The sequence below is a fragment of the Photobacterium indicum genome (genome assembly GCF_003026215.1).
GTDB lineage: Bacteria > Pseudomonadota > Gammaproteobacteria > Enterobacterales > Vibrionaceae > Photobacterium > Photobacterium indicum.
In genome coordinates this window covers 165873-190903 of the sequence record NZ_PYOC01000008.1, presented here as the reverse complement: position 1 = coordinate 190903, position 25031 = coordinate 165873, and the positions used below count along the sequence as shown (strand labels likewise).

The following is a 25031-nucleotide window of genomic DNA, read 5'->3' as shown; positions in this document are numbered from 1 at the left end:
CCTGTAAATTTATAATTGCTACTAGATAGAGATCCCTACCTAACCACCTTCTAACAGGAAGAGAGTAGTAGTATTAACATACCGACATAGCACTCGAATAAAATCCTCGGAGACACCGTCACTTCCACCTCAACATCACTGATAATGTCTATCATCATTCACTCTGGAGATAGAACAGCTATCCAATCCTAGTAAAAAACGCTGAATCCTTATTTTACGGGCTCAAATCTCAACTTTTATTACGAAAAAACTTATGAATAATACTTGTGAAACTCTTCACAAAATTTATGTTGAAAACTACGTAAATTACTACGCAGTAGTTAATGATAAGTGAGTAAAAATCGATGCATAGTTCAGGTAAAAGAACGATACAAACTAAGGATAAAAGAACGGCTCAATTCTACTGGATTATGTGGGCTCGCTATCGAGGAAGCTCATTAATGAACCAACCCAATTCTTTAGAAGGAATTTGTAAGGAGATAAATAATGGGTTAGAAATATCAAATGGAAATTTAAATCGGACAGATTTTATTGAAAATACAATAAAAACCGCAGATACACATTTATTAAAAAATACAGAAATCAGCTGGATAGATGAAAAAGAAAAGAGACTAATAAACTGGCTATGGATGATTATAGACTCTAATCGCACCTATCAAAATTTAACTATATACTTAGACTTCCAACTTCCATACATCAGTAAATTAGAGATTCTAAATCACAAGGCAAATAATGACCAAGGTATAAGAACAATAATAAATGATGATATTTATCAGACATATGGATTATTACAGAAGCCACAAAGCATTACAGAAATGCATGAGTTAATATTAAAATTCTTAGACTTCATATTAATACCAACAAATTACAAAAGAGAACTAATTGACAAATTAAAAATAAAATGGGGTGAGGTATCAAACTTTGAGAAGTTCACATGGCTTGATATTAACAATTTAGAACAACACATATGGGCATTAGATTACATTGACAATTACCGAAAAAATGAATATTTATATAAAACAACACCAGGATTACGCCCGACAAGCACTGAAAGGTACTATGAGTACTTTATATCTTGTATTGACTCATGGCAAACAACTAATGACACAAAAGAATTATTTCTTATTAAAATAAAAAAAGCTTGGAATCAAAAAAAACACCGAGATAAGCTCGATGGAAAAAAACCTTGTAGCTTCAATTTATCACAGGCCACAAAAGATCAATTAGACTATTTATCCAAGCGTTCTAGTAAACATAAAAATGAGATCATTGAAGAGCTGATCAATACGAAACACCAGCAAGTAAATAATATATATAACGATATATAGGGGGACTAATTCCCCCCTTAGCACTCTTAACGCAACTCTATCTTTCTTTGAATCCAGGATTGGATCTCTCCATCTTCCCATCGCACAGAGCGTTCACCAATAGGGATCTGTTGTGGGAATTCTCGTGTACTGATGTACTTGTAAATCGTGGAGCGAGACAAACCAGTTAACGCTATGACTTCTTTGAGTGTGATTAGCTTTTTCGGTGTGTTTAACATTAGGTGACCTCTTAATTTGTGATTTCAAAGAGGTGATATATGTTTGAGAATTTTTTGAACCATTGTTGAGCGATGTAAAATATCACAAAAAATAAAGACGCTTACCTAAAAATCTTCAATGACTTTTCATCATGGTATTCCAAAAGGTATTCCAAATAAAAATCAAACCAACAATAGTCACTAATAAACAGCAGCTTGAATGACAAATTCAACTTACGCCAGCCCACCAAACGTTTGGAAAGCCCGATAACTCAATGAGTTATCGGGCTTTTTTGTATCTGCAGCATCCATTAACGTTTACTAAACTCCAATCCTATTGGTATTCCATACACATTGGAGATAGATTACGTTCTTTCTGACGGGGACGACCTACAACTACGTATTCGTAGCAATGGTTCTCGCCTATGGAATTTCAACTACCGCCATCCTCAAACTAAAAAGCGCGTTAACATGGGCTTAGGGGCTTTTCCTGAACTCACCTTAGCCAAATCTCGTCAACTTACACTTGAAGCTCGCACTGACTAACTTGGCTAACTACCCTATATCTCAAATAACAGCACCAATGGTAATCGCTATTCTCCGCCCTATAGAAGCTAAAGGCAGCTTAGAAACCGTAAAGCGACTCACCCAACGGTTAAACGAAGTTATGATCTATGCCGTTAACTGTGGATTGATATTTTCTAATCCACTCAGTGGTATTAAAGATGCGTTTAAGAAACCGAAAAAAGAAAATATGGCTTCCCTAAAACCTGATGAACTCCCTGAGCTCATGAGTGCCATTGCTAACGCTTCTATCAAGCGTACAACACGTTGCTTGCTTGAATGGCAATTACATACCATGACACGACCAGCGGAAGCATCTGGTGCTCGCTGGGATGAAATAGACCTAGAAGCCAAAGTATGGATTATTCCTCTTGAGAGAATGAAAAAGCGTAGAGAGCATCGCATACCTCTAACAGAACAAGCATTAGATCTACTTGAAGTCATGCAGCCTATCAGTGGACATCGAGAATACGTGTTTCCATCAGATAGAGATCCAATGAAGCCATGTAATAGCCAAACAGCTAATATGGCATTAAAGCGAATGGGGTTTGCGGGAAGGTTGGTTAGTCATGGTTTACGTTCGCTAGCAAGTACAACACTAAACGAACAAGGCTTTGAAGCTGATTTGATTGAAGCAGCATTGGCACACGTTGATGATAACCAAGCGCGAAGTGCTTATAACCGTACAGATTATCTAGAACGACGAATTCCAATGATGAGCTGGTGGAGCGGGCATATAGAAGAGGCAGCCTCTCGGTGACGGGAACTAAGCAACTAGAAGTTGTAAGTAACTGATAAAATTTAAGTGAATGCTTTACCTTGTCACACTAATGATAGATCAATATGGATACATAGGCATATTCAATATAACTTACTTTCATTGCTATTGAATGAGAGTAGGTTATGACTATTAATTTCAACCAAAAAGTACGTGGAACAAGAGTCTATCACAACGGAAAAGCTACTAGATCTCGTTCACTTGAAGAACCAAACAAAATAGCTCAACAAGGAAGCTTTGAAAGTGATCGAGGTCGTATCCTCAATTCAGCTGCAATTCGAAGGCTTCAGCAAAAAACTCAAGTATTCCCCTTAGAGCGAAATGCTGCGGTGCGAAGCCGATTAACTCACTCCTTAGAAGTCCAACAAGTTGGCCGTTATATCACTCAACTAATTTTCAATAAGCTACCTGAAAAAGATCTTGAGCAATACAAGCTGGCTGGATTAGATCGCCAAATAGAATCCATCGTTGAAATGTCTTGTTTGATGCATGATGTTGGAAACCCACCTTTTGGCCACTTTGGTGAGCAAGCAATAAACGATTGGTTTTCTAAAAACTTAGTATCTTTAACGACAGATGGAAAAGGCAAGCCAAGAGTTGATTTACCAGCACCTATCCACCAAGATCTTATTAATTTCGAAGGTAATGCACAGGCAATCCGCTTAGTTCACACCCTTCTAGGTCTCAATCTCACCTATTCCCAAGTTTCAGGAGTATTTAAATATACTCGCCGTGGAGATCAAGTATCTCCGAAAGATCTGCCAGAAAATGATCAACTCAAAGACTATAACTATTTGATGAAAAAAGTTGGTTATTACCTAAGTGAGCACCGTTACGTTGAATCTCTAAAAACCGTATTATCTATGGATTCTCATTGCCGTTCTCCATTTTCATACATAATGGAAGCAGCTGATGATATTTCTTACGGTATTGCTGATATCGAGGATGCTGTAGAAAAAGGCATACTGACTATTGAACAACTAAAAGGTGCTCTTGATAAAGAATTCCAATTACTCGCTAAACAATATGGATTAGACGAAAAAAGGACAATGCAAAATATCGTCAACATTGCTTACGAAAGTGCTTTGAGGGCTGATTACTGTGCCAATAGCCATTTTTTTGTAACTCTACGCGTAGAAATAAATAAACGCTTACCACAACATGCTTGCAAACAATTCATTAAAAATATCGAAAAGGTATTTCACGGCACATTTAATAGAGCACTAATTGAAGATCAAAGTGTCAATCATGCCCTTGTTAAAACACTAAAAAACGTTGCGATGAACTATGCCTTCTGTGACCCAGAAGTAGAAAGAAGTGAGTTGCAAGGGTATAGGATTATCACAGGGTTACTAGAAACCTATAAGCCTTTACTGCTGCTAAATAAAAAGACCTTTACTAACATTCAAGACGCTCCACTATACGAGAGAAGACTCTATAAGAAGCTGCCGAACAAGCACTTAAAGGCTTATGAAATCGCAATAAAAACATTAGATGAGGAAAAAGGGAAAGTACTGGATATTCCATATCTACCCTACAATTTTTCCGATGAGGTTTGGGAGTTTTACTTTCGTGTTCGACTAATTCAAGATTATATCAGCGGTATGACTGACCAATATGCTTATGATGAGTATCGCGCTTTGAATGTTCTAGATTAGTATAGTTCTAAGGCCCCCTCTAAAAAGGTGAAGGTAAAATCATCTTCCCTTTTTATCCTTGTACAGACCTCACCACTCACCTACCAACAACCTGCTTTTGACTCCCCGCACCTGTAACCCCATTGCTTCAAATACAAGTTCAAAGTCTTGGCATTTCGGTGGGATATTTGGCAAGGTTAAAGCAGCTTCTGAAAAGAAACGTGTTTGTAATGATTCATCTTGCCCCCAAGCTAGACCCCACCAATCCAGAATGCGTTTTTTTGAGGCTTGTAGGCGATAAGCTGTGGGCAGTTTGTCGCTCTTTTTTAGGTTCTCGCTAGCCGTTGTTGGCAGCAGGTTCCATTTATCATTGTTGGGCCAATAAGCAAAAGGGAGGCAATGATCAACGTGGTATTCACTTTTGAGCTTATGGCCACTCCATACACTGTGTATCTCTACACTTTGCTGGCGTAATTGTTCCACCCGCTTACGTATATCTCTCGTATCGTGGTCTTTATCTATCCACACTAAGCAATCATGGTAGGTTTGCAGCGTAATCTTACGCTGACGATTTAACTCAAATCGCTGCATTTCCAGTATCCATTGGTTCACAACCAGTGGTTCGATCCATGAATTATATAGACGGAAGCACTCCCACAAACTTTCATCTAATACAAAACAGCCAAAGCTACTTAAAAACTCACTATCGATAACTAGCGAATCCAAAGATTTACGTTTTACCGTGGGAGGAATTATCTCAAATAATCGATTGTTTTTGTCACCTTGATAAATGAAGGTAACTGGACCGCTCTTAATCGTCGCCAGAGTATGAGTAAACGTTTTTTGTAGTGCTTTTGCCTCTATCCCTAGAAACATCGCACCTATGGTTAAATCATCTGCCACTAAATGCTTTAGTTGATTCCAACCATCGTCTTTAACAAATCCCAGCCCTTTGCTGCTATTTGCACTTTGCTGAATACCTTCAACACCATCAATATTAATATCAATCAAGCGCTTAAACTGGCGTATCCAATAAAGGGCGACCAAGCCGGCAGAAATCGTAACTTTGCCATCGCTACGATCAATAACAGCACCAGCATGGGCATCGGCCACACGTAATAAGGTTCTGAGTAACGCCAATTTATACGTTGCGACTTTGTTGTCGTTCACAATAATGTGCCGTACTCGTTTAAGGTCGCCAGATCCGTCATCAGGCAAGCTCATTATCACCGTTTGCCAATGCACATCATCACGCTTGAGTGAGTCATCGCTGCTACTGATGTGGCGAACCAACAAAGCGCTGTTTTTAGCGAACTGCTCTAATTCTTCGACAGACACACCATAATTTCGGCGCGAATCTTTAAATTCACCGTGGCGGAGAGTGATGACAAGTCTGCCATTCGAGGCTAACAAGTTGGAGAGTTTACGAAAGGCGCGTTCTCTGTAACTAGGGACAAGATGCATCCAAACTGCGCTAACCAATATAAGGTCAAAACGCATTCCAAGATTTTCAGTTTTGCTTAATGCGGGCAGTGCGTCGTCTAACCACATGACAGCAGCCCCTGTATACGCACTACCAACCTTACGAAAAGAGTCACAAGGTTCAAGTGCAATGATTTCACAGCCTTGTTCAGCCATCCACTTCGTATCACGCCCACTGCCAGCACCAACATCGAGAACTCTGTCGCCTTTATGCGGCCAGAATGCCTTCCAGCTTTGGTGTACCGTTTCAAATGCTAGAGAGTTGTATTGCTCACAGAGCATTGTCGTATTTTGATCGTAAAAAGAGGTAGTCGCTGACATGAGGAAGACTTATTAATTAAATTGATTTCATCATAAATGGGATGACGTGTGATTTCTATTTAAACCATTGTACCTATAGGTAATTTTTGCTTAAGCAATGTAATGTCTAGCGGCTTTTGTAGAAATGCTATATCCGAAAATGTTTTAACCTTCTGGATTTCATCTTCAGTATGGGCTGATAAGATAAAATAATGCTGTTGGCGGTAGCCTTTAGCTTTCATCGATTCAATCAGCGTGAAGCCATCGGTTTCTGCTAGCATGTAGTCCATTAAGATGATTAGCTCATCGTATACGGCTTCGTCATTATGCGTAACGCGATGGTCACTCAGTGTTGCCATTGCAGAGAAAACCTCTCGTTCGTTTTCTGCGGTGGTAACGTCAAAGCCTTCGTCTTCAAGCATCGCCTTACATACTTCTAAGTTAAAGCGATTATCATCCACCAGCAATACGCGCCCTTGCCGTTTAGTTACCGTGCTTTGTGGTTTATGTGCTTGCTCAATAAACTGAGCAGTATGTACTTGTAACGGCCTATCATGTTGCTGCGTGGGTGCCTCTTTATCTTGCGACACAAGAACGAGCTCTTCAGTTTCCGAACAAACGCGGTAGGGAAAATGAAATATCACTAAGGTGCCCTTTCCTTTTCGGCTGCGGATTTTGATTGCGCCACCCACACTTTCGATCACAGTTTTGCATGTATATAAGCCGATACCAACGCCAGATTTTAACGCAGTTGGCGAACTATCGTCGGTGGTAAAAGGCTTACTTAACGCTTGCTGAGATGCCGCAGACATTCCCTTGCCAAAGTCTCTTACTGCCACCCGAATAAAACCATCCACTTGCGAACACAGCGCGGCATTACGCCGACTAGCAACGTCTTTAATCGCCTTAACTTTAACATCTAAAATAACAGTATCGCCGCTACTGTATTTAAAGGCGTTGTTAACAAGGTTGGTGGTCAATTGAAAAAACTTGGTTGTGTCTAACAGAATGTGGGGCGGCGTCGCATCCCTAAGGTTTAGCATTAGCTGTTTTTTATGGGTGCTACCGAATGCTCGGTAATAATCATCAATTTGATACAAATACTCAATCAAATCGACCTTCTCATAATAGAGCGTCAAGCTACCTGAAGATGCTTTGGTATAAGTAAGAGTATTTTGCGCGACACTGTTCAGCAGGTTCGCCGACCAAATAATTTTCTCTACCGTATTTTGCCTTTGCGCATCATCGCAAGCCATGTTGTTGAGCATGCTGGCATAACCCAATACGGCATTAATGGGTGTTCTAATCTCATGATTGAGGGTAGACAGTAAGGCAAATTTTGAATTTGTTTCAATGCGCTGTTTATTTATATTGATCCGATGTTGCACAAGAATAAAAAATAAGACCGACAAGCCAACGCCAAGCAGTGAAATCGCTAAGATAAGCAAGCTTATACCTAATAATTCCTTCTTCGTCGGCACATAATCAACGGCCAAGTTAAAGCTCGTACCATATTCAGGCAAATCAACAAATTGCTCGGAATGAAAACCAAACATCGCAGTCCAGTCTTGTTCTTTGTCGCAACCACGGTTAAATAGCGTAATACCACCAAATGTAAGGCGGGCACATACATCGCTATGCTGATCGATACGCTGTTGGATCTTTTGATGGGATATCGCATAAACGATATAGGGCATCTTAGGTTCATCAATTTTAATCACTATTGATGAAAAGTTATCGATTAGGTAGGTAATATTACCGTTCTTATCTGTTTCCGCTTTGCCTTTTTCTATCGCAGATTTAAATACGGGATCAGATATCAGTACTGGCGTTAAAACCGGACTCAGCGTGAAAGCCACCGCCGATTTGATCTTTAATAAATTTTGGGCAAATAACGCAAACTCCACTTCAGTAACTTCGTCAGAAGCGTTAAAGAATGCGCGTAATGCATCGGTCATAATACGGTGCTGTATCAACATCTCTCTTGAAGAGTCCAATACAAGATCAGACTTATATTGATACTGTTTATTAAGCTCATTTAGGGAATAATTCCAGAAAGCGATATTAATCAGCGTCGTGACAGCTGCCCCTATCAATAGCACCATACCAGCAGCACGATTACATCTCACTTTCGATATCATTTAATAGTTGTTGTAAAATAAGGGTGCTAGCAACCAATTCGCTCTTGTTCTCTGTTGCGAATTCAATCGTTTCATTTTCAATTTTAAGATAACGGCAAATCCCTTTGAGCTTGTGCTGCTGAGCAACAACCAGATCAAGTTGGGCACTATCTAACGCCATCGTTTGGGTTAACAATATATCAAGTTCTATTGTTAATACCTTATACATGTGACGTTTTCTCTCATCGTTATATTGATTAAAAAACGAGATTAATTTGGCATGAATACATTGGCTAGTGGTTAGCATTTTTAACCTCACCTTGATGGTTATAGTCATTTACCCACGTCATTAAATAACGCCCTTCTATTGGCGGACTAAAGTAATATCCTTGCGCAGTATGGCAACCTAATAGCTGTAATCGATTCAGTACACCTAACGTTTCTACCCCTTCAGCAACCACTTTAACGTTGAGCTTTTTCGCTAAAGCAATGGTCGATTCAACAATCGCTTGATGCTGAAGATTGGAGTCAAGATCCGAAACAAAGTCTTTGTCTATTTTGATTTCGTCAAACGGAATGCTGTCAAGCCTATCGAAGGTGGAGTAGCTTTTACCAAAATCATCAAGAGAAATCGGAATATCATTAATGATCAATTTAGCAATCGCCTGCAAAGAACGCTCTTGATTGATGGTGTGTTGTGACTCTGTTAGCTCCAACATCAGCTGAATATCACTCGCTGCTAAATGTTTTTCAATCAAGTGATTAATGAGCTCTTCTGATAAAAGGTCGCTAGCGCTGATATTAATAGACAGGCCATACTGTTTTAAAGCCGGAAATAGTTGCCAATGAGAAATAGCCTGATCAAGTACCAATTTAGTAAATTGACAATTAAGCCCAGCTTGCTCGATCAGAGGGATAAACTTATCAGGATAGATAAAGCCATCGCCTTGAACCGTTAACCGCGATAGCACTTCAAAACCGATGAGTTTGTTAGATTTGATATCGACCTTAGGTTGATAACAGAGAAATAAATTATCTTCATTGAGCAAAGAAGCAATATTGGCGCTGTTACAATTGGCTTGCTCCGCTTTAGATTCCGGCACCTCTTGGGCTAAAAACTGTTTAGTATTCACTAAAGTGAGTACTTCATTAACATTTAACGGCTTTTGAAATACGCCAACAAGGTTAAGGTTAAAGCTGTTCGTAATATTACCGATCAGATCTAAGGTACGTTGATCAGACGAGCTAACGATAACCAAAGGAATATTTTTACTTTTTGTCGTTGCCATATAATTGATGATCGCAAGGCCATCACCATTTTCCATTTTAAGATCGGTGATGATAAGATCAAATTCAGGTTCAGTATTTAATGTCGATTGTTCTAGTAACTCGATGGCTGAATTACCGCAATCGGCCTCAAAAAAGATAAAACTTTGTAACGGATCCACACCTACCAATTCACTTTTAATTGCTTCCCTAATAAAAGTTTGGTCGTCAACAATCAATATTTTCAATGTGGTTATCCCTTACCTTTGATATTGAGAAAGTCTACAAGCTGTTTTGGCGATATTACGGCAAGTTTCAGTAAAAAACGGTTCGCCATCAATTCTGAGCGACTCAGCAAGAAAGAGTGTACCGCAACCGTTTTGTCTTCTAACTGTATGGTTCTCACCTTAAAGGCATCTAATTTGGCGGCATTAAGCTTCTTGATGAACCCCTCATCACACACACTAAAACAAAGATAACGTAGATTTTTTTGATTAACGAAACGGTTGATATAGGTAGACATCATACTGTTCTCTACCTCTTTCGTTGCGCCAGCTGACGATAGCACTAACATGGTATCGGGCAATTTTTTAGGATTTTTAGTAACGATCTCGTTTAAATCGCTCTTGATATTCACCAACTCCAATACATATTGAGAAGACGTTTCAATATAGAGTGCATGCCCTATGATCTGATCATTGAATGCATTGGCGACATGGATCTTTAAATCTTTAAGCCCATCAAACTCTGCCAAAGGTAGCTTTAAGACAAGGCTTGGGTTGTTTTCATAACGCAGAATCATTTTCAGCATTATGTAGAAGCTGTCGTCATTAATATCAATAACTTGGATATCATAGTTATCATTGGTGTAATAGGGATGAGAGGACTTGAACCGACTCTGATTCGGAATTGACACTAATGTACTGCACTCCTCCAAAAATTGAGGATCATGGCGATAAATACTGGTCAGTTCATTATCATACAGCTCAACAATTTCAGCTTGTTTTGCCAATGATGGAATATTAACGCTTCGCTCCCAGCGGCTCACGGTTATGGTATCGAGATTGTAGAATAGGCTACTATGTTGGCGTAAATACAAACAAAGCTGTTCTTGAGATAATTCGTTACTTTGGCGTAGATGTTTCAAAAACATCGCAAAGACATTTTGTTTTTTTTCTTTTGAATAAGAGCAACTTGTCGGTGTCATAACGCTTTCCATTCGTCTTGCTTAATTCTTTTAATAATCCCATATACTGTTCTCTATCGATACCATCGATACGCTTTGCGTATAACTATGTATACATAATCAACATTCGGTCAGGAATTTCATGAAATACAAGCCTGTTGTTTGTTCGTTTCCCACAACATCACAGACCATAATTTATTCATTAACTATCGTATTAGTATAATATGCTATGAAACTCGGCAACATTGGCAACACTAAAGCCAAAACCTCTACCGTATGCCTAGCTCATATAAAGAGACAGCGGCATCTCATACCCCAGCGCAATGTGAAGCCCCAAAGATAGTTTTCGTCTCAAATAACGCGTGTGAGCTCATGAGTAAGGTACAAAAAAGCCATCAGGCACTTCACCTTGATAATCAGGTGGCTGAAACGAGCATCTTGAGGTAACTTGGGTATATGCCTTCTGGCACTTCAATATCGAGAAAATTATAAACGTGCCTATAAAACCATCATATTGACGCTTTACACTCGACAGTTTTGGTTTGGAGTTCGGTGCGCTTGGGGAGTTTATCGTGGCGCACCTTATTGCGGGCGTTGGTATTTATAAATGTAAAGTTTGTTTCTTACCCTTCATTACGACTCAGGCGACGAATAATATCTTCATGTTGTGGATACATTGCCATTAATGTTTCTTGGTTAAACAGCTCAAAATCATTAAAGGTAAACCCAGGTGACACCATGCACCCCACTAAAGAGAATCCAGGTTGATTCATTGCTGAACCAAAAATACAGCCTTTAGGCACCAGAAATTGCGGGCGTTCACCTGCCGCAATATTGAGACCCAGTTGCGCCGTCGTCAACTCACCTTGTTCCGAGATCATATAGATGGTTAGCGATTCTCCCGCATGGAAGTACCACATTTCGTCGGCGGTTAAGCGGTGGAAATGTGAAACCTCACCAGTACGAAGCAGAAAATAGATGCTGCTCCATAATGAACGAGTCTGATCGAAATTGCTCTGTGAGCTATAAGAGGAGCGATAGTATCCCCCTTCAATATGCTGTTCCAGTTCTAAAAGTTGAATGAATTCATCGGCTGTTTGCATAAGTTATACTTATTCTCATATATCGGTGGTTATTCGGTGAGAGTTAAAATGCCTAATAAATACATTAATATAATACCAATAAAAAAACCGACCTATGATCGGGTTTTACTGTTACACAATTAATTCGTATTTGTACTATTTAGCTGCGTTGGCGACTTTTTTGGGCTTTTCGTTTTTACTAACAGCCTTGTCTTCTTTTTGTTGGCTGTTAATCACAGTGACGGTTTCTTCACTGGTTGGCTGCGTCTCACCAAGGAAGCTTCCACCACGCTCGATACTTAAATCATCACAATGAATCGTACCGCTCGCCTTACCGTCTTGCAGTATTTCGATGCTATTCGCGTAACACGTGCCATCATACATACCGTTAATCACGATATGGTTGGCGATAATTTCACCTTTCACCCGTCCTTGATTACTGATCACGAGCGTTTGGTCGGTACGAATTTTACCTTCGACATACCCATCAACTTGAATATTACACGTTAGTTCGATATTTCCTCTGATGGAACAACCTTGTGCAATGATAGTTGAAGATGTGTGCTGGCTTGATCTTGCAGGATTTTTACTAAAGAGTCCCATCGAATACTCCTTTCATGGTCAAATAGTACTTCAAAATCGGTCGAGTTCCAGTCCAAAAACGACTTTGGATTTAAGGCTCGGCCAAGAAAACGAACTTCATAATGCAAATGAGGTCCAGTGGATATGCCACTATTGCCAGTTTCGGCAATAATGTCGCCTTTACGGATAAAATCACCGCTTTTGACATTAAATGAGTGCAAATGTGCGTACAAGGTCATAAAACCATAGGCATGGTTTATTTTAAGCAAATTACCATAGCCTTTTTTGCTTGGGCGAACCAATTCAACGACACCATCAGCCGGAGCGCGTACCAGTGTGCCTGTTTTAGCGACGAGATCGATCCCAAGGTGGCGACGTTTCTTACCTTTTATAGGATGAATGCGATTACCAAAACCAGAAGACATTCGTCGGTACTCAATCGGGCTGCCATTTGGAATAAGCTGTAACATGGACAGGCGCACGGCTGAGTTAACCGCAGCAGTATCTAACCGATTGTTGAGCGATAATTCAACTTCCGACTCTATACCAAGTACGTGTTCCAGTTCCCCCATTCGCCCGGTGACTAGTTCAAGTTCATCGTTTCGTTCTGCTAAATCTTGCTCGAGTGTATAGCGGAACCTTTCTAGCTGTTCGATTTCTGATGTTAACTGCTTTGAATGAACATTTAATTGTTGCTGGCTCTGCCGGGATTGATCGACCTCGCCAACAAGGTAATTGATAACGATTGCGGTAACAATAACGGAGACCGCCACAAAGATTGAGGCTGCAACCACGTTACGCTTGAAAAATTTCCCCAGATGAAAGTGCCGCGAACCATGGATATTGGATATTGATATAATGAGTTGATCTTTCATTGTTATACATAATTAAAGATGCCTATCAGTCAAAGCGACCAGTTGGCCAGCAGCTAAAGGAATTTTTGTAAATATCTCAGGTTATGATCCCGACGATGTCATACTGATTGGCACCACTACAGAAAAACCTCTTTTTCTTATGCTATCTTTAACGAATAATAAAAAATAAGGAGATCAAAATGGAATTTGATTGGGTGGAATGGTTCGGCTATCTCGCGTCACTGGTCGTGTTAGTGTCTTTAACGATGACCTCTATCGTAAAACTAAGGGTGATCAACTTTACTGGCTGCTTACTTTTCGCTGCTTTTGCATACTTTATCGATTCTCTTCCTACCATGTTAATGAATCTTGGTATCGCGGGGATTAATGTTTATTTCCTATATAAAATTTACAGTGTTAAAGAACGCTTTAAGTTAATTACAGCCTCTACGGATTCAGAGTACTTTTTACATTTTATAGAAATGAATAAAAAAGACATCGAACTGCAAGTGTCGAGAGAAGAACTGAGATTATCGAATACGGCTTTTTATATGCTGCGTAATAATAATATTGCGGGGGTATTAGTTGGCTCTAAAGATGAAAATGGTGTGCTGAACGTTTTATTAGATTATGTGACTGAAGAATATCGTGACTTTAAAATTGGGACTTATTATTTCGAGACGAACCCTGAAGTTATAAAGAACCGAGGTATTAACACGCTTCATGTGCGTACAAGTAATGTCGAACATCGTTCTTATCTTGAAACGGTGGGCTTTAAGCCATCTGAAGATGATCGCCAGCTGTATATTAAATTGTTATAAGTCACTTAGAATATCAACTTGTAACCAAGCCGATATTCTTCACATTCAATTATAAACTTAAAAACTGACCGTTAAACCTGTTGTAGACAGTATTAAATCTTGTTGAATAGGGTCTGCAATCTCAAGCTGATCATCGCCTATCTCAGGATGATCTTCGCTGCCATTACACACCAGTGCCAGATCATAAGTGCCGAATGGAACATAACCAACATTGAACGAACCATTCTGAGTTAATGGATCGACAGCAACAGCAACAGATGTATACGGTTCAAATTCAGATCCTAAGTCACCGTGATCATCAGTTGAAGCTGGGTAAACGTAAACGAAGGCATCATTAATATTATTAGTTGTATAATCATTACAGGCAACACTGCTCACTGTGCCATCGATAGCAGCGACATTTTCATTATTGACTAAGCGTACACCACGTGGTTTTAGCTGATAACCATTGGCATTTTGTACCATACTTTTACGTAAATCGAATTCGAGCGTATAAGCTTGTGTCGCATCCGCAACAACATCGAAACCATCTAATTTTAGCTCGCCACTGGGTACTCGAATACCTTCCTTGTTCTCGGTATCGGTTTCTTCCACATGGGAATACGGTGTGCCATCGCTATAAGTGCCTTTTTCTAGCACTGATAATCGCATTTGAGTGTATTTACCCGATTCCATCAGTTCATCGCTTAATACTTGTTGCGAATGATTACCTTGATATGCCATCAAATTAATCACCATAAAATCAGGGTTGCCGTTGCTATCAGAAGGTATTGTCAGATCTTCTGGTACACATTCAGGCGAGCTTTGATCAGCAGCAAAAGATGTTGTGCCCCAGCTAGATTCGCCACCATTAACGTGATGAACTGAAATCTGATCAAAGGCGACACATACTTTACTTAGGCCATCAACAGGAGCATCAGAAAAGGCTAACGAAAAAGTACCTGTACCATTGCTATCTGACGAGTCTGAACCACCACAACCAGCCAAAGCGGCACTCACAAGACCTACGATTACTGCTTTTTTCATTACTCACCCTCTTTATTATCGAGAATAAAGAATAGCCTCAATTCAAATCGACTGACAGACACCAACACTCGCTACTGATAATTCTGACAGTAAAATTACATTCAAGGTGCAACTTTACCTGCTATCTACCCCACTTACCGTTTATCTGCAATACCGCCCGTTCATCGCATTGATAAGAATAGAAGCATGTTTGTCAGTAACCTTTCAGTATCAACATATGAAAAGGACTGCAACCATGACAATTCAAGCACAGCATTCAGCTCTTTATTACATCAGTAAAACAACCCGTTATTCACTGGCTATTGTTGGTATCGTATTTAGCAGTATTGTTATTACAACCATCAACCCTGTGCTAGCAACCCCTTCCGTAGAGACCTTGGCACTGTATAACCAAGCCGCTTCGGGCGACGAAAGTAAAGTTGATGAGGCATATAAGCAACTGAGTGACAACTTAAATCAACAAGGGGCCACACCACTTAACTTGGTTTATCTCGGCAGTACACAAACGTTGCAAGGAAGGGATGCTTTTCTGCCATGGAACAAAATGAAGTTCACCGAAAAAGGGTTGGCAACGATAGATAAAGCGCTGAACTTATTGGGCAATTTTAATACGCCTCTCGAGCAACAAGATATCGTTCAAGGCCTACCTGAGGCTTACTTAACCCAGGCCATGGCAGCGGTAACTTATTCTCAACTGCCCGATCTCTTTAATCACTTCGAACGTGGATACGATCTGTTTATCGACTTGCTGTCTGAGCCTCAATTTGAACAACAACACTTTGCGGCAACAGCGTGGATTTATCACTACGCCATTAAAGCCTCTCTTCGTGCTAACGATCTTGAACAAGCTAAACAATGGTTACATATCATGGAGAGTAAAGATCCTCAACATGCCGATACCATCGCCGCAAAAGCATTAATCACTAATACCTAATATCTAATATCTACTGCCTAATCTCTAGCACCTAGCACCAGAGATGACTCGTGATAAACATGGTCAGCGAAGCCTAAGGAAAAGGGGAAAACGATGATCCGATTTAATCAAATACAAAAAACTTACCAACTAGGCAATCAATCAGTGCCTGCTTTGCAAGGTATCGACGGGCATATTCAAAAAGGTGACATGATTGCTCTATGTGGGCCTTCAGGTTCAGGCAAAAGCACCCTACTGAATATTCTTGGATTACTGGACATGGATTACCAAGGCGAGATCACACTGGATGGGAAAGCTTACCCAACAGAGCGATTAGCCGCTGCCAAAGTCCGTCGCCAGAAACTTGGGTTTGTGTTCCAACGGTTCAACTTAGTGCCAGTCATGACGGCATTAGAAAATGTTGCTTACCCGCTACACCTAAATGGATTCAGTAAACAGCAACAAGACGAACTTGCGTTACAAATGCTAGAAAAAGTGGGATTGGCCGATTTTACTCAGCACTGGCCCGATAACCTTTCTGGCGGTCAACAACAGCGTGTCGCGATTGCTCGGGCATTGGTTCATAAGCCAGCCTTGGTTATTGCTGACGAACCGACCGCGAGCCTAGACAGCCAAAGCGCTAACGTAGTAATCGATATAATGAAGCAGCTGGGGCATGAAATGGGCACCACATTTATCGTAGCGACTCATGATCCTCGCATGGCGACCCGTTGCGATAGAAGCATCGCGCTATTTGATGGAAGGCTTGTTAATCACGCTAGCGATATAAGGGGCATGTTATGGGCAAGTTAGCTGCACGGTTACCACATTTTCCGGTATCACTTCGGTTTGCTTGGTTGAACCTATTGCGCAATGGGCGACGCAGCTTGTTGTCGATTTTAATTATCGCCATCGCGGTATTCGCCCTCACCAGCGCTGGTGGCTTTGGCTTATACACCTATGAATCGCTGAAAGAATCGACCGCCAGAGACACCGGACACCTAACATTAAGCCAACCCGGTTACTTCACCAGAGATGAAGACATGCCGCTCAGCAATGGTTTGGATAATAGCCAAGCATTGATCAAACAAATTATCGCCGATGATGCCATACGCGGTATTCAACCTCGTATATACCTCAGTGGTTTAGTCTCTAATGGCAGTAAGTCGACCATATTCATGGGCACTGGTGTCAACGATCGTGAATTTGATATGAAAGGACCGTTCCTCGATATCAGAGCAGGTCAAAGCCTGTCTGATGTAACCTCTAGCCGTTATGACCCTGCCGAACCACAAGTAATGCTAGGGGTCGATTTAGCCCGTAACCTAAAAGTCGATGTAGGGGATTGGGTAACATTACTCGCAACCACTAGCGACGGGGCGCTTAACGCATTCGATTTCAATGTACGTGGCATCTATTCAACTGGCGTTCCAGAACTCGATAAACGTCAGCTATACATTCATATAACAAGTGCACAAGAGTTATTAGCGAGCGATAAAGTCAGCACTTTATCGGTATTCTTATTTGAAACGGCGCAAACCAATGCTGTGCACCAACGGCTCTCTCAACAACTACATCAGCGATTAAGCTCTTCTGATCAATTATCAAAAACGTCAGATCAACTGTCTCAGCCGATTGAAATCACCCCTTGGCAAGATCGCGCATTCTTCTACAACAAAGTAAAAGATTTGTACGACCGCATCTTCGGCATTATGGGAACAGTAATGGGCTTAGTGGTATTCGTCGCTCTATTTAACACCATGACCATGACAGTAACGGAAAGAACCCGAGAAATCGGCACCTTATCGGCCCTTGGTAGTTACCCATCAGAGATCGTTCGAGGATTTTTATGCGAAGCAGGATTATTAGCACTCATTGGTAGCATGCTAGGCGCAGTATCTAACGCCTTAATGTGCGTGTTGTTACTGTTTGTCGATGTTCAAATGCCCCCGCCGCCAGGAAGAAGTGAAGGCTATCCGCTGAATATCAACTTCTCGTTTGAGCTTGTCGCGTTTACCACTATCGGCGTGATGTTTATTTGCTTATTAGCTGCATTATTCTCTGCGCGTAAAGGCGTAAACAAACCCATTACCGAGGCATTAATTTATGTTTAATGGTTATTTCAGCCCTAACACGGCACGTACTTTTCAATGTAAACGAATGCTGGTTTGCTCTGTTTTACTGGCACTTACATTACCGATATCGTCGTTGGTTTTTGCCAATGAAAGCATCGATCAACTTGAAGGCATAAACCAGCAAGCCGTAACAACAATGATAACCAAAGCCGACAGCTATCGCATTCAGCCCGGCGCTGCGAAAGTGGTTTCATTGGTGAAGCTTTATAAGTCAAACACGTTAGATAAAACGCGTCTGTACAATGTGTATTCCCGCCCTAATCGCGAATCACTGGTGGTATTTAAATCAGCAGTGGAAACTGGGCAAAAAATGCTGATGATTGAAGATAACTATTGGTTATTGATGCCCAAAAGTCGTCGTCCTATTCGTATTACCCCCATGCAAAAATTACTGGGTGAAGCATCCGTTGGTGATATTTCAACACTCACTTGGAGTGAAGATTATCAAGGTGAATGGGTAAAATCGACAATCATCAAAACACTTAATGGTGCAGAAGTAACAACCCACCAATTAAAATTGACCGCCAAAACCAAAGGGGCCAGCTATCAAACCATCGATCTGTGGTTAAACGCCAATAATGATTTTCCAATCAAAGCGGAGCTGTATTTACGTTCGGGCAAAATGGCAAAACAAGCGTGGTTTACTCAAGGTTTGCGTGAAGGGGCAACCAGCGTTGTCGCCATGACTCTACTTGATAAGATCCAACCCAATAAAAAGACGATCATTGAATATCAAGCAATCTCACGCCAGACGTTAGAAGATAAATATTACAACCCGGCGTATTTGTCTCGCAATAGTGTGTCAGAGCTATAATCATGAATAAAAATAAGGCGATTAATGCATTCAAAAACATCGGGGGATTGATGATCCTAGTGTTACTGAATACGCCATGTTCAGCCGCCAGTAATAGTGATTTATCGCTACATTGGGATTGGATGATCAGTGCTGAAAGCGTGCAATCAAGAAACTCGCCATTTATTCCGCCACAACCTGATAGCCGTCAAACCATTGATGGATTATTAGAAGTGGAAGTGGGATACAAACAATGGCTCGGATTGATTTCGCTTAAAACTACTGACCTATATTCAGAGACTCAAGGCGATGCTTCAAGCACTAACCAAAACACCCTCTCAAGCAATGACCTAAACAATGATCCAAGCGCTGAATTCATTATTCGAGAGCTGTACTGGCAAGGCGGTTTTTCCTTGGCGAATGAAGCACTCGGTGAACAGTACATTGATGTCACACTGGGGAAGATTCGATTAGATTGGGCCGTGGGTTACGGCTATCGCCCGCTTGATATCATTAAGCCATATCGCAGAAATCCCGTAGGAATAGTCGCAGAAGAAGGGGCTGGCGTAGTGGCATTGTCTGTTTTCGATGCGACAGGTGAATGGACGCTGCTTTACACCGATTCATCATGGACATCGCAATCACTGAATGACCTAGAACAGCAATCTCAACAACAAGGTGTGGGCGTTCGCCACTATGGGATGCAGGGCGAACAAGAATACCAATGGCTGGCTTACTATGACGATGTACGCCATGGATTAATAGGTGGCAGCGTGGTGTCGGTATTAGATCTCGCTTGGGAATTTCATGGATCCGCCACTTACCAGCATCAAAGCCTAGGTTATGAACTACCAAGTTCGAGCCTGCACCCCGTAATTTTAGGTGAGCAAGGTAACGCTTTTCAAACCTTATTGGGGTTAACGTGGGCTAACGAAGTGGGCAATAGTATTATTTTAGAATACTGGTATGACAGCCGAGCTTGGTCTTCATCGCAATGGCAGCAAGCGATCGATACCACCACCAGCCTAAATAAAATGGCAACACCACCGACGAATTCAGCTCAGACTGGAACATCGCAAAACACAGCATTGAGTGCATCGTATGCGCAAGGTTTTCAGCTTAGCAATATTGTTCAGCATAATGTGATGCTGCATTGGTCACTCAATTCAACAGCATGGGCACAATGGGATTGGAGTCGAGAAATAAATTGGATTCAACACGTAACGCCAACCTTTGATTTGCTTTACTCCCCTCAAGATAATGGGATTATCGCGACACAGTGGCTGAACTATGAATGGATAGATACTGGAAGTGCATCTCTCGATTTAGAGCTTGCTGCACGATTTTTGACTGGGCAATCAAATTCAGCTTATGCTAACTTGCCAGATAAGCATATGATTTTGCTAAACCTGAAAGGGCGATTTTAATGAGCAATATACAAATGGACGTAAAAAAAGAAACGAATTACTCATGGGGTAAATCGTTCTTATTCACCAGTCTTTTTTGTTTTATCATCGCCTTAACAACTCAATCGGTTTGGCCTAGTTCGCTTTTTAAACACCTCATTATCAGCTTTGGCTTTGGCTATAGCGCTATTTTCAGTGCCAAGCTTATTGATCTTGTGTTCCCTTCAGTTTCACGCCACCGAGAAATCATCTGTACCCTGAGTTTTTCGATGATATTTGGTACCTTAAATGCGCAATATTGGGTGAATGATTTTCTTGGTGAAGATGGTTGGAGCAACCTAAAACCCGTTATATTACTTGGGCTTATTTTTACTGGTTTTTGCTATTACTACTTTTATTCAAAAGAGCAAAAACTCATTGCAGATAAAGAACTCGAAACCCTTAAAAGAAAGCAAATAGAGCAAGAAAAAGTACTATTAGTCAGCCAACTAAAGCAACTGCAAAGTCAGATCGAACCGCATTTTTTATTCAATACACTAGCCACAATCAGTGTGCTGATCGAAACTGACAGTGATAAAGCTAAATTGATGCTAGAAAAACTAACAGAGTTACTGCGCGCAACCCTCAATAACACGAGGCACCAACAAACTACGGTAGAGCAAGAAGTCTCATTGGTTGAGGCATATTTAAAAATCCAACAGGTACGCCTTGGGGATAGGTTAGATTATGCCATCAATATCGACGGCATCTCATCAACCCAAGTATTACCACCGCTATTAATTCAACCGTTAATCGAAAATGCATTAACACATGGTATTGCACCAATAGCCAAGGGTGGGAAAGTCACACTCGATATAGTCAATATTGGTGGGAATATGCAGATCAGCGTAACGGATAACGGGGCAGGATTCAGCCCCACCCCGCATGCAGTAGGGCATGGATTAGGGCTAGAAAACATTCGCCAGCGCATAGAGATGTTATTTGACGGGAAAGCCAGTATATCGATAAAAGAGCACCGTTCTGGTGGCGTCATTTCAACTTTAACCCTACCTATATAAAAACATGATTAGCGCCATGAGCTCGCTAGTAAATTAAACGATCTAAGGACGGATAAGATGACACAATTTGCAACCGCGATAATTGCCGATGATGAACCGCTTTTACGTCATCATTTAAATCGTTCTTTAGCCGAAGTATGGCCAGAACTCGAGATAGTGGCGAGTGCTGAAAACGGAAAAGAAGCGTGGTTGAAAATCAATGAGCATCAACCAGACGTTGTATTTCTTGATATTCGCATGCCAGAATTAGACGGTATGGCACTGGCTAAAAAACTCAAAAAAATGCCGACCCCACCCTTGATTGTTTTTATTACTGCGTATGATGAATATGCAGTAAAAGCGTTTGAACAAAGTGCGGTTGATTACTTATTAAAGCCTATTTCCGAGTCACGCTTACAGACTGCCTGCACTAAATTACAACACCAACTTTCAGTACAGCAATCAGAACAAAAACACCCATCAAATGCACAATCGCAACCCGACATATCAGCATTAATCCAACAAATTCAACAGTTATCGACACAGTCTGAGCCACAATACCTCACTTGGATAAAAGCCAGCGCGGGTGATGACATTCATTTAATTGCGATATCCGATGTGATCTATTTTAAAGCGGAAGACAAATATGTATCGGTGTTTAAGCGATTACCCAATAACGCCGCTCAAGAATATATTATTCGCACATCACTGAAGGAATTGCTTGCACAGCTCAATCCAGATTCATTTTGGCAAATACATCGTTCAACCGTCGTTAATGTCGCAACCATTGAGAAAGTGAAGAAAGATCTAGCAGGAAGAATGTCAGTCATCATTGATGGGCAAAAGCTGCCTGTTAGCCGAACAGCACAGAGTTTATTTAAAGGAATGTAATAGTTAGATTGATAGATTGATAGATTGAACCAACAATAAACTGTTATTAATCGCACCAAGCCCAAACATATTTATCACTAATAAATAACATCATTTAAGCTTTTTAAAGAGCCTAAAATGAGTATAAAAACGAAAGAACACCACGACAAAAAGCCTAACAAATAAGACATTTTAACGAGAATCAGCCCGCGAGGTGTATAGGTTTGTCATCATCCAGATATAACGCGATAGTATCACCAACCCTCTATTTATATTCCTATGGGGTATTCACTATTTTTACCCATTAAACGCCGAGCAGAATTCTCCATGACGCCTCTTGATAAACCAGTAAATTACTTGAAATTTTACATGCCAAATTTCAAGTAGAAACATCAGTGCCCCTCAACAGAACCATCACTAAAACAGTAATAACAACCTAAAATCATATAATAGCCATAAGAATCATATGATAACAATGATAAACAGCGATACCAATCATACAGGAAATGTATAAATAACCTTGTTCTGACGGTTAAAAAGGAAGTCCGTTATAGGTCTGCACCTTCTCTTTATTTTATAAATTACCTTCACTAAAAACACGTTCTTGATAAAAAACTTAATTTATGACGTGAATTTTGTTCCATTTTTTACCCATTCTTATTGTAAACTATATTCCTTTAACGAAATCAATCGCACTTTTTATACCTCATAGATTCCTTTGATAAGGATGTCAGTAGAATTAGGTATGACTTTTAAGAATGCCCTTTGCATTCGTATAACGGTAGCGGGAAGCTTTATAATGGGATATTTAGAAAGAATTAAACAGTTAGCTAAAATCCAAGGAATTAGCCAAAAGCAACTTGGCGAATCTTTGGGCCTTCAGCAAGGAACAATGAGCCGTAAGTTATCGGGTAAATACGGTATTGAAGTCCGCGAGCTAGAAAGAATCGCTGAGACATTAAATACGTCTATCGGTTACCTTTTAACAGGGCAAATCGATACAGGCACTCAAGCAACGACAGCCATTACTCATGAGTCTTCACAAGGTTCAACCTGTACTTACATCCCTATTATTCACCGTAAAGATTTTGGATCTTTCATCGGCGGTGAATCAGTAAATGTGGTCAGTAAACGCGTAATACCACAACACCTTGAACGTGATGATTGCTTGGGTTTATTTGTTGATAACGAAAATATTTCGCAATGTGCACCTATTGGCAGCTATGCATTAGCCACCAAGCAAGCGACTTACCGCCCTAAACAACCAGTATTTGCATCGGTACGTAACAGTGAGCCTGATTTTTATCACATGACTCAATTAGCTGATGGTGTCATATTTTCGACATCCCAACCCGATTTCCCTAACCTCTTTGTCAATAATGATGAATTTAAAGTTCACGGTTACATCATTCAATCAGATTGGGCTTTCGATCGTTAAGCTCTGCTTGTAATAGGTATGTGATTTATATACCAACCTATGCTTTTAACTAGAAAGAGTTTCAAAACAGGCTGCTTCGATTATTTCAACGGGTCTGATACTTGTTTAGGTTGGTATTCACTTTACGACTACGTAGAATAGCGAGGGTAAAAAACCGTCGATATTATTCTTTAGCTAGTGGTAAATCATGTCAAAAATTATTGTTGCCTCTGCCAACCCTGCAAAAATTTCTGCTGTTGCTTCAGCATTCTCACAAGCCTTTCCTGAGCAATCTTTTACTGTCGAAGGCATTAGTGTCGCCAGCGAAGTAAGAGATCAGCCTTTATGTGCAGACGAAACCTTACTCGGTGCAAGAAACCGTGTTAAGAATGCACGAAAGTTGCAGGCTGATGCTGATTTTTACGTAGGACTGGAAGCGGGAATCGATGGAAATTTTACCTTCGCGTGGATGGTGATTGAAAACCATAAGCAACGCGGTGAAGCACGCTCGGCTTCTTTGCCTTTGCCCCCTATTGCGCTAGAAAAAATCCAACAAGGCATTGAACTTGGTGATGTGATGGACGATATGTTTAACCAACAGAACGTTAAACAAAAAGGTGGGGCCATTGCAATGTTAACCAATCATACGCTCAGTCGCAGTTCGGTCTATCAACAAGCCCTGATTCTAGCATTAATTCCATTTATGAATGAACAATGGTTTCCTTGCCGCTAGCGCTGGTGCAAAACGTCAGGCATTAAAAAATCCCGTTACGATCCTCATTATTAAAAAAAGAGTATCGTGACGGGATTTAATGTATTCAGAGCGACTGGCTTATTGGAGAACTTATTGCTGTTGCTTCTTTAATAAAGAAGCCAGCCATTGTTTTGTATCGTCGCTCTGATGCTTTAATTCATTAGATCCTCGGGTAATCGTTGCTACCCCAACCCCTAACAATTCACTAATTTTTCGTTGGCTACGCTGCCCATTCATTAGCTCATGAAGAATATTCACGCGAGCCAATAACGCTTCTCTTTCATCAGGGGTAAGTAATAGCTTCAGCATCACGTCATCTTTCTGCTCTAATGCTGCCTGACGAAGTAAATCGACGACCTGTTGCCACTCGGTAAAATCAGCCGTTTCCGGAGTTGTTGACATGTAAACCTCATTAAGGCGTTTTGAATCTTCAAGGAATGTTAACCTGTTCTGATCCTGTTGCACACTAATTTGATAAATTCT

23 protein-coding genes and 1 pseudogene are annotated in these 25031 nt (G+C 40.7%); 13 read left to right on the top strand and 11 right to left on the bottom strand.

The genetic code is table 11. From position 1 onward, the window contains the following. The first annotated feature begins 440 nt into the window (after window positions 1–440). Window positions 441–1328 carry a hypothetical protein gene (locus C9J47_RS19475; RefSeq protein WP_107254982.1) on the top strand — a complete coding sequence of 296 codons (888 nt, stop codon included), beginning with the start codon at window positions 441–443 and terminating at the stop codon, window positions 1326–1328. A gap of 26 nt (window positions 1329–1354) precedes the next feature. On the opposite strand, the gene C9J47_RS19470 is transcribed toward C9J47_RS19475, so the two are convergent. Further along, window positions 1355–1546: a helix-turn-helix transcriptional regulator gene (locus tag C9J47_RS19470; protein ID WP_107254981.1), complete on the bottom strand. Its 192-nt coding sequence runs from the start codon at window positions 1544–1546 to the stop codon at window positions 1355–1357. Between the two features lie 315 nt (window positions 1547–1861). Between C9J47_RS19470 and C9J47_RS19465 the strand changes: the two are divergent. Further along, window positions 1862–2884, top strand: a pseudogene (locus C9J47_RS19465) (tyrosine-type recombinase/integrase). Window positions 2885–2992: 108 nt separating this feature from the next. Next, window positions 2993–4525, top strand: coding sequence for a dGTPase (dgt, locus tag C9J47_RS19460; protein ID WP_107254980.1), 1533 nt, complete (start codon window positions 2993–2995; stop codon window positions 4523–4525). 69 nt (window positions 4526–4594) lie between these two features. Here dgt and C9J47_RS19455 read toward each other — a convergent pair whose 3' ends face one another. The 8 genes from C9J47_RS19455 to C9J47_RS19420 all read right to left on the bottom strand — a co-directional run bounded on the left by C9J47_RS19455 (window position 4595) and on the right by C9J47_RS19420 (window position 13316). Then, window positions 4595–6307, bottom strand: a complete 1713-nt coding sequence (locus C9J47_RS19455) for a class I SAM-dependent methyltransferase (RefSeq protein WP_107254979.1) — start codon at window positions 6305–6307, stop codon at window positions 4595–4597. A gap of 59 nt (window positions 6308–6366) precedes the next feature. Then, the gene (locus C9J47_RS19450; protein WP_107254978.1) at window positions 6367–8415 is read right to left on the bottom strand and encodes an ATP-binding protein; all 2049 of its coding nucleotides are present in this window, start codon (window positions 8413–8415) and stop codon (window positions 6367–6369) included. Continuing rightward, complete coding sequence (locus C9J47_RS19445; protein ID WP_146150854.1) at window positions 8405–8635, bottom strand: hypothetical protein; 231 nt, start codon at window positions 8633–8635, stop codon at window positions 8405–8407. The genes C9J47_RS19450 and C9J47_RS19445 overlap by 11 nt, the downstream gene beginning before the upstream one ends. A gap of 64 nt (window positions 8636–8699) precedes the next feature. Continuing rightward, window positions 8700–9920 carry an EAL domain-containing response regulator gene (locus C9J47_RS19440; RefSeq protein WP_107254976.1) on the bottom strand — a complete coding sequence of 407 codons (1221 nt, stop codon included), beginning with the start codon at window positions 9918–9920 and terminating at the stop codon, window positions 8700–8702. 5 nt (window positions 9921–9925) lie between these two features. Further along, window positions 9926–10879 (bottom strand): hypothetical protein, encoded by a 954-nt coding sequence (locus C9J47_RS19435; RefSeq protein ID WP_245903538.1) that lies wholly within the window; start codon window positions 10877–10879, stop codon window positions 9926–9928. Window positions 10880–11481: 602 nt separating this feature from the next. Beyond that, window positions 11482–11961, bottom strand: coding sequence for a cupin domain-containing protein (locus C9J47_RS19430; RefSeq protein WP_011217425.1), 480 nt, complete (start codon window positions 11959–11961; stop codon window positions 11482–11484). Window positions 11962–12096: 135 nt separating this feature from the next. Then, entirely contained in the window at window positions 12097–12543 is a 447-nt protein-coding gene (locus C9J47_RS19425; RefSeq protein ID WP_107254974.1) for a bactofilin family protein, read from the bottom strand. Then, window positions 12447–13316 carry a M23 family metallopeptidase gene (locus C9J47_RS19420; protein WP_245903536.1) on the bottom strand — a complete coding sequence of 290 codons (870 nt, stop codon included), beginning with the start codon at window positions 13314–13316 and terminating at the stop codon, window positions 12447–12449. Before C9J47_RS19420 ends, C9J47_RS19425 begins: the two co-directional genes overlap by 97 nt. A 260-nt stretch (window positions 13317–13576) precedes the next feature. On the opposite strand from C9J47_RS19420, the gene C9J47_RS19415 reads away from it, so the two are divergent. Next, the gene (locus tag C9J47_RS19415) at window positions 13577–14197 is read left to right on the top strand and encodes a GNAT family protein (RefSeq protein WP_107254972.1); all 621 of its coding nucleotides are present in this window, start codon (window positions 13577–13579) and stop codon (window positions 14195–14197) included. Window positions 14198–14254: 57 nt separating this feature from the next. On the opposite strand, the gene C9J47_RS19410 is transcribed toward C9J47_RS19415, so the two are convergent. Further along, window positions 14255–15223 carry a DUF4382 domain-containing protein gene (locus C9J47_RS19410; protein WP_107254971.1) on the bottom strand — a complete coding sequence of 323 codons (969 nt, stop codon included), beginning with the start codon at window positions 15221–15223 and terminating at the stop codon, window positions 14255–14257. A 235-nt stretch (window positions 15224–15458) separates the two neighbouring features. Here C9J47_RS19410 and C9J47_RS19405 point away from each other — a divergent pair, with 235 nt between their 5' ends. The 9 genes from C9J47_RS19405 (at window position 15459) to yjjX (ending at window position 24527) form a co-directional block, all read left to right on the top strand. Then, window positions 15459–16157, top strand: a complete 699-nt coding sequence (locus tag C9J47_RS19405; protein WP_107254970.1) for a hypothetical protein — start codon at window positions 15459–15461, stop codon at window positions 16155–16157. A 93-nt stretch (window positions 16158–16250) separates the two neighbouring features. Continuing rightward, complete coding sequence (locus C9J47_RS19400) at window positions 16251–16949, top strand: ABC transporter ATP-binding protein (protein WP_107254969.1); 699 nt, start codon at window positions 16251–16253, stop codon at window positions 16947–16949. After that, window positions 16937–18250: an ABC transporter permease gene (locus C9J47_RS19395; protein ID WP_107254968.1), complete on the top strand. Its 1314-nt coding sequence runs from the start codon at window positions 16937–16939 to the stop codon at window positions 18248–18250. Before C9J47_RS19400 ends, C9J47_RS19395 begins: the two co-directional genes overlap by 13 nt. Window positions 18251–18296: 46 nt before the next feature. Beyond that, window positions 18297–19085: an outer membrane lipoprotein-sorting protein gene (locus tag C9J47_RS19390; protein WP_170107549.1), complete on the top strand. Its 789-nt coding sequence runs from the start codon at window positions 18297–18299 to the stop codon at window positions 19083–19085. 2 nt (window positions 19086–19087) lie between these two features. Next, on the top strand, window positions 19088–20491 hold the full coding sequence (locus tag C9J47_RS19385) for a hypothetical protein (protein WP_107254966.1): 1404 nt from the start codon (window positions 19088–19090) through the stop codon (window positions 20489–20491). Between the two features lie 14 nt (window positions 20492–20505). Continuing rightward, entirely contained in the window at window positions 20506–21528 is a 1023-nt protein-coding gene (locus tag C9J47_RS19380; protein WP_425440610.1) for a sensor histidine kinase, read from the top strand. Window positions 21529–21585: 57 nt separating this feature from the next. After that, the gene (locus C9J47_RS19375) at window positions 21586–22398 is read left to right on the top strand and encodes a LytR/AlgR family response regulator transcription factor (protein ID WP_107254964.1); all 813 of its coding nucleotides are present in this window, start codon (window positions 21586–21588) and stop codon (window positions 22396–22398) included. A gap of 778 nt (window positions 22399–23176) precedes the next feature. After that, window positions 23177–23815, top strand: a complete 639-nt coding sequence (locus tag C9J47_RS19370) for a helix-turn-helix domain-containing protein (RefSeq protein WP_107254963.1) — start codon at window positions 23177–23179, stop codon at window positions 23813–23815. A gap of 187 nt (window positions 23816–24002) precedes the next feature. Beyond that, on the top strand, window positions 24003–24527 hold the full coding sequence (yjjX, locus tag C9J47_RS19365) for an inosine/xanthosine triphosphatase (RefSeq protein WP_107254962.1): 525 nt from the start codon (window positions 24003–24005) through the stop codon (window positions 24525–24527). A gap of 111 nt (window positions 24528–24638) precedes the next feature. Here yjjX and trpR read toward each other — a convergent pair whose 3' ends face one another. Next, the gene (gene trpR, locus C9J47_RS19360; protein ID WP_107254961.1) at window positions 24639–24950 is read right to left on the bottom strand and encodes a trp operon repressor; all 312 of its coding nucleotides are present in this window, start codon (window positions 24948–24950) and stop codon (window positions 24639–24641) included. Window positions 24951–25031 lie beyond the last annotated feature (81 nt).

Excerpts from the sequence above, each read along its gene's own strand:
- C9J47_RS19475 (WP_107254982.1), top strand. The coding sequence starts at position 441 with ATGAACCAACCCAATTCTTTAGAAGGAATTTGTAAGGAGATAAATAAT.
- C9J47_RS19470 (WP_107254981.1), bottom strand. The coding sequence starts at position 1,546 with ATGTTAAACACACCGAAAAAGCTAATCACACTCAAAGAAGTCATAGCG.
- dgt (WP_107254980.1), top strand. The coding sequence starts at position 2,993 with ATGACTATTAATTTCAACCAAAAAGTACGTGGAACAAGAGTCTATCAC.
- C9J47_RS19455 (WP_107254979.1), bottom strand. The coding sequence starts at position 6,307 with ATGTCAGCGACTACCTCTTTTTACGATCAAAATACGACAATGCTCTGT.
- C9J47_RS19445 (WP_146150854.1), bottom strand. The coding sequence starts at position 8,635 with ATGTATAAGGTATTAACAATAGAACTTGATATATTGTTAACCCAAACG.
- C9J47_RS19435 (WP_245903538.1), bottom strand. The coding sequence starts at position 10,879 with ATGACACCGACAAGTTGCTCTTATTCAAAAGAAAAAAAACAAAATGTC.
- C9J47_RS19430 (WP_011217425.1), bottom strand. The coding sequence starts at position 11,961 with ATGCAAACAGCCGATGAATTCATTCAACTTTTAGAACTGGAACAGCAT.
- C9J47_RS19425 (WP_107254974.1), bottom strand. The coding sequence starts at position 12,543 with ATGGGACTCTTTAGTAAAAATCCTGCAAGATCAAGCCAGCACACATCT.
- C9J47_RS19415 (WP_107254972.1), top strand. The coding sequence starts at position 13,577 with ATGGAATTTGATTGGGTGGAATGGTTCGGCTATCTCGCGTCACTGGTC.
- C9J47_RS19410 (WP_107254971.1), bottom strand. The coding sequence starts at position 15,223 with ATGAAAAAAGCAGTAATCGTAGGTCTTGTGAGTGCCGCTTTGGCTGGT.
- C9J47_RS19405 (WP_107254970.1), top strand. The coding sequence starts at position 15,459 with ATGACAATTCAAGCACAGCATTCAGCTCTTTATTACATCAGTAAAACA.
- C9J47_RS19400 (WP_107254969.1), top strand. The coding sequence starts at position 16,251 with ATGATCCGATTTAATCAAATACAAAAAACTTACCAACTAGGCAATCAA.
- C9J47_RS19395 (WP_107254968.1), top strand. The coding sequence starts at position 16,937 with ATGGGCAAGTTAGCTGCACGGTTACCACATTTTCCGGTATCACTTCGG.
- C9J47_RS19390 (WP_170107549.1), top strand. The coding sequence starts at position 18,297 with ATGCTGGTTTGCTCTGTTTTACTGGCACTTACATTACCGATATCGTCG.
- C9J47_RS19385 (WP_107254966.1), top strand. The coding sequence starts at position 19,088 with ATGAATAAAAATAAGGCGATTAATGCATTCAAAAACATCGGGGGATTG.
- C9J47_RS19380 (WP_425440610.1), top strand. The coding sequence starts at position 20,506 with ATGGACGTAAAAAAAGAAACGAATTACTCATGGGGTAAATCGTTCTTA.
- C9J47_RS19375 (WP_107254964.1), top strand. The coding sequence starts at position 21,586 with ATGACACAATTTGCAACCGCGATAATTGCCGATGATGAACCGCTTTTA.
- C9J47_RS19370 (WP_107254963.1), top strand. The coding sequence starts at position 23,177 with ATGGGATATTTAGAAAGAATTAAACAGTTAGCTAAAATCCAAGGAATT.
- yjjX (WP_107254962.1), top strand. The coding sequence starts at position 24,003 with ATGTCAAAAATTATTGTTGCCTCTGCCAACCCTGCAAAAATTTCTGCT.
- trpR (WP_107254961.1), bottom strand. The coding sequence starts at position 24,950 with ATGTCAACAACTCCGGAAACGGCTGATTTTACCGAGTGGCAACAGGTC.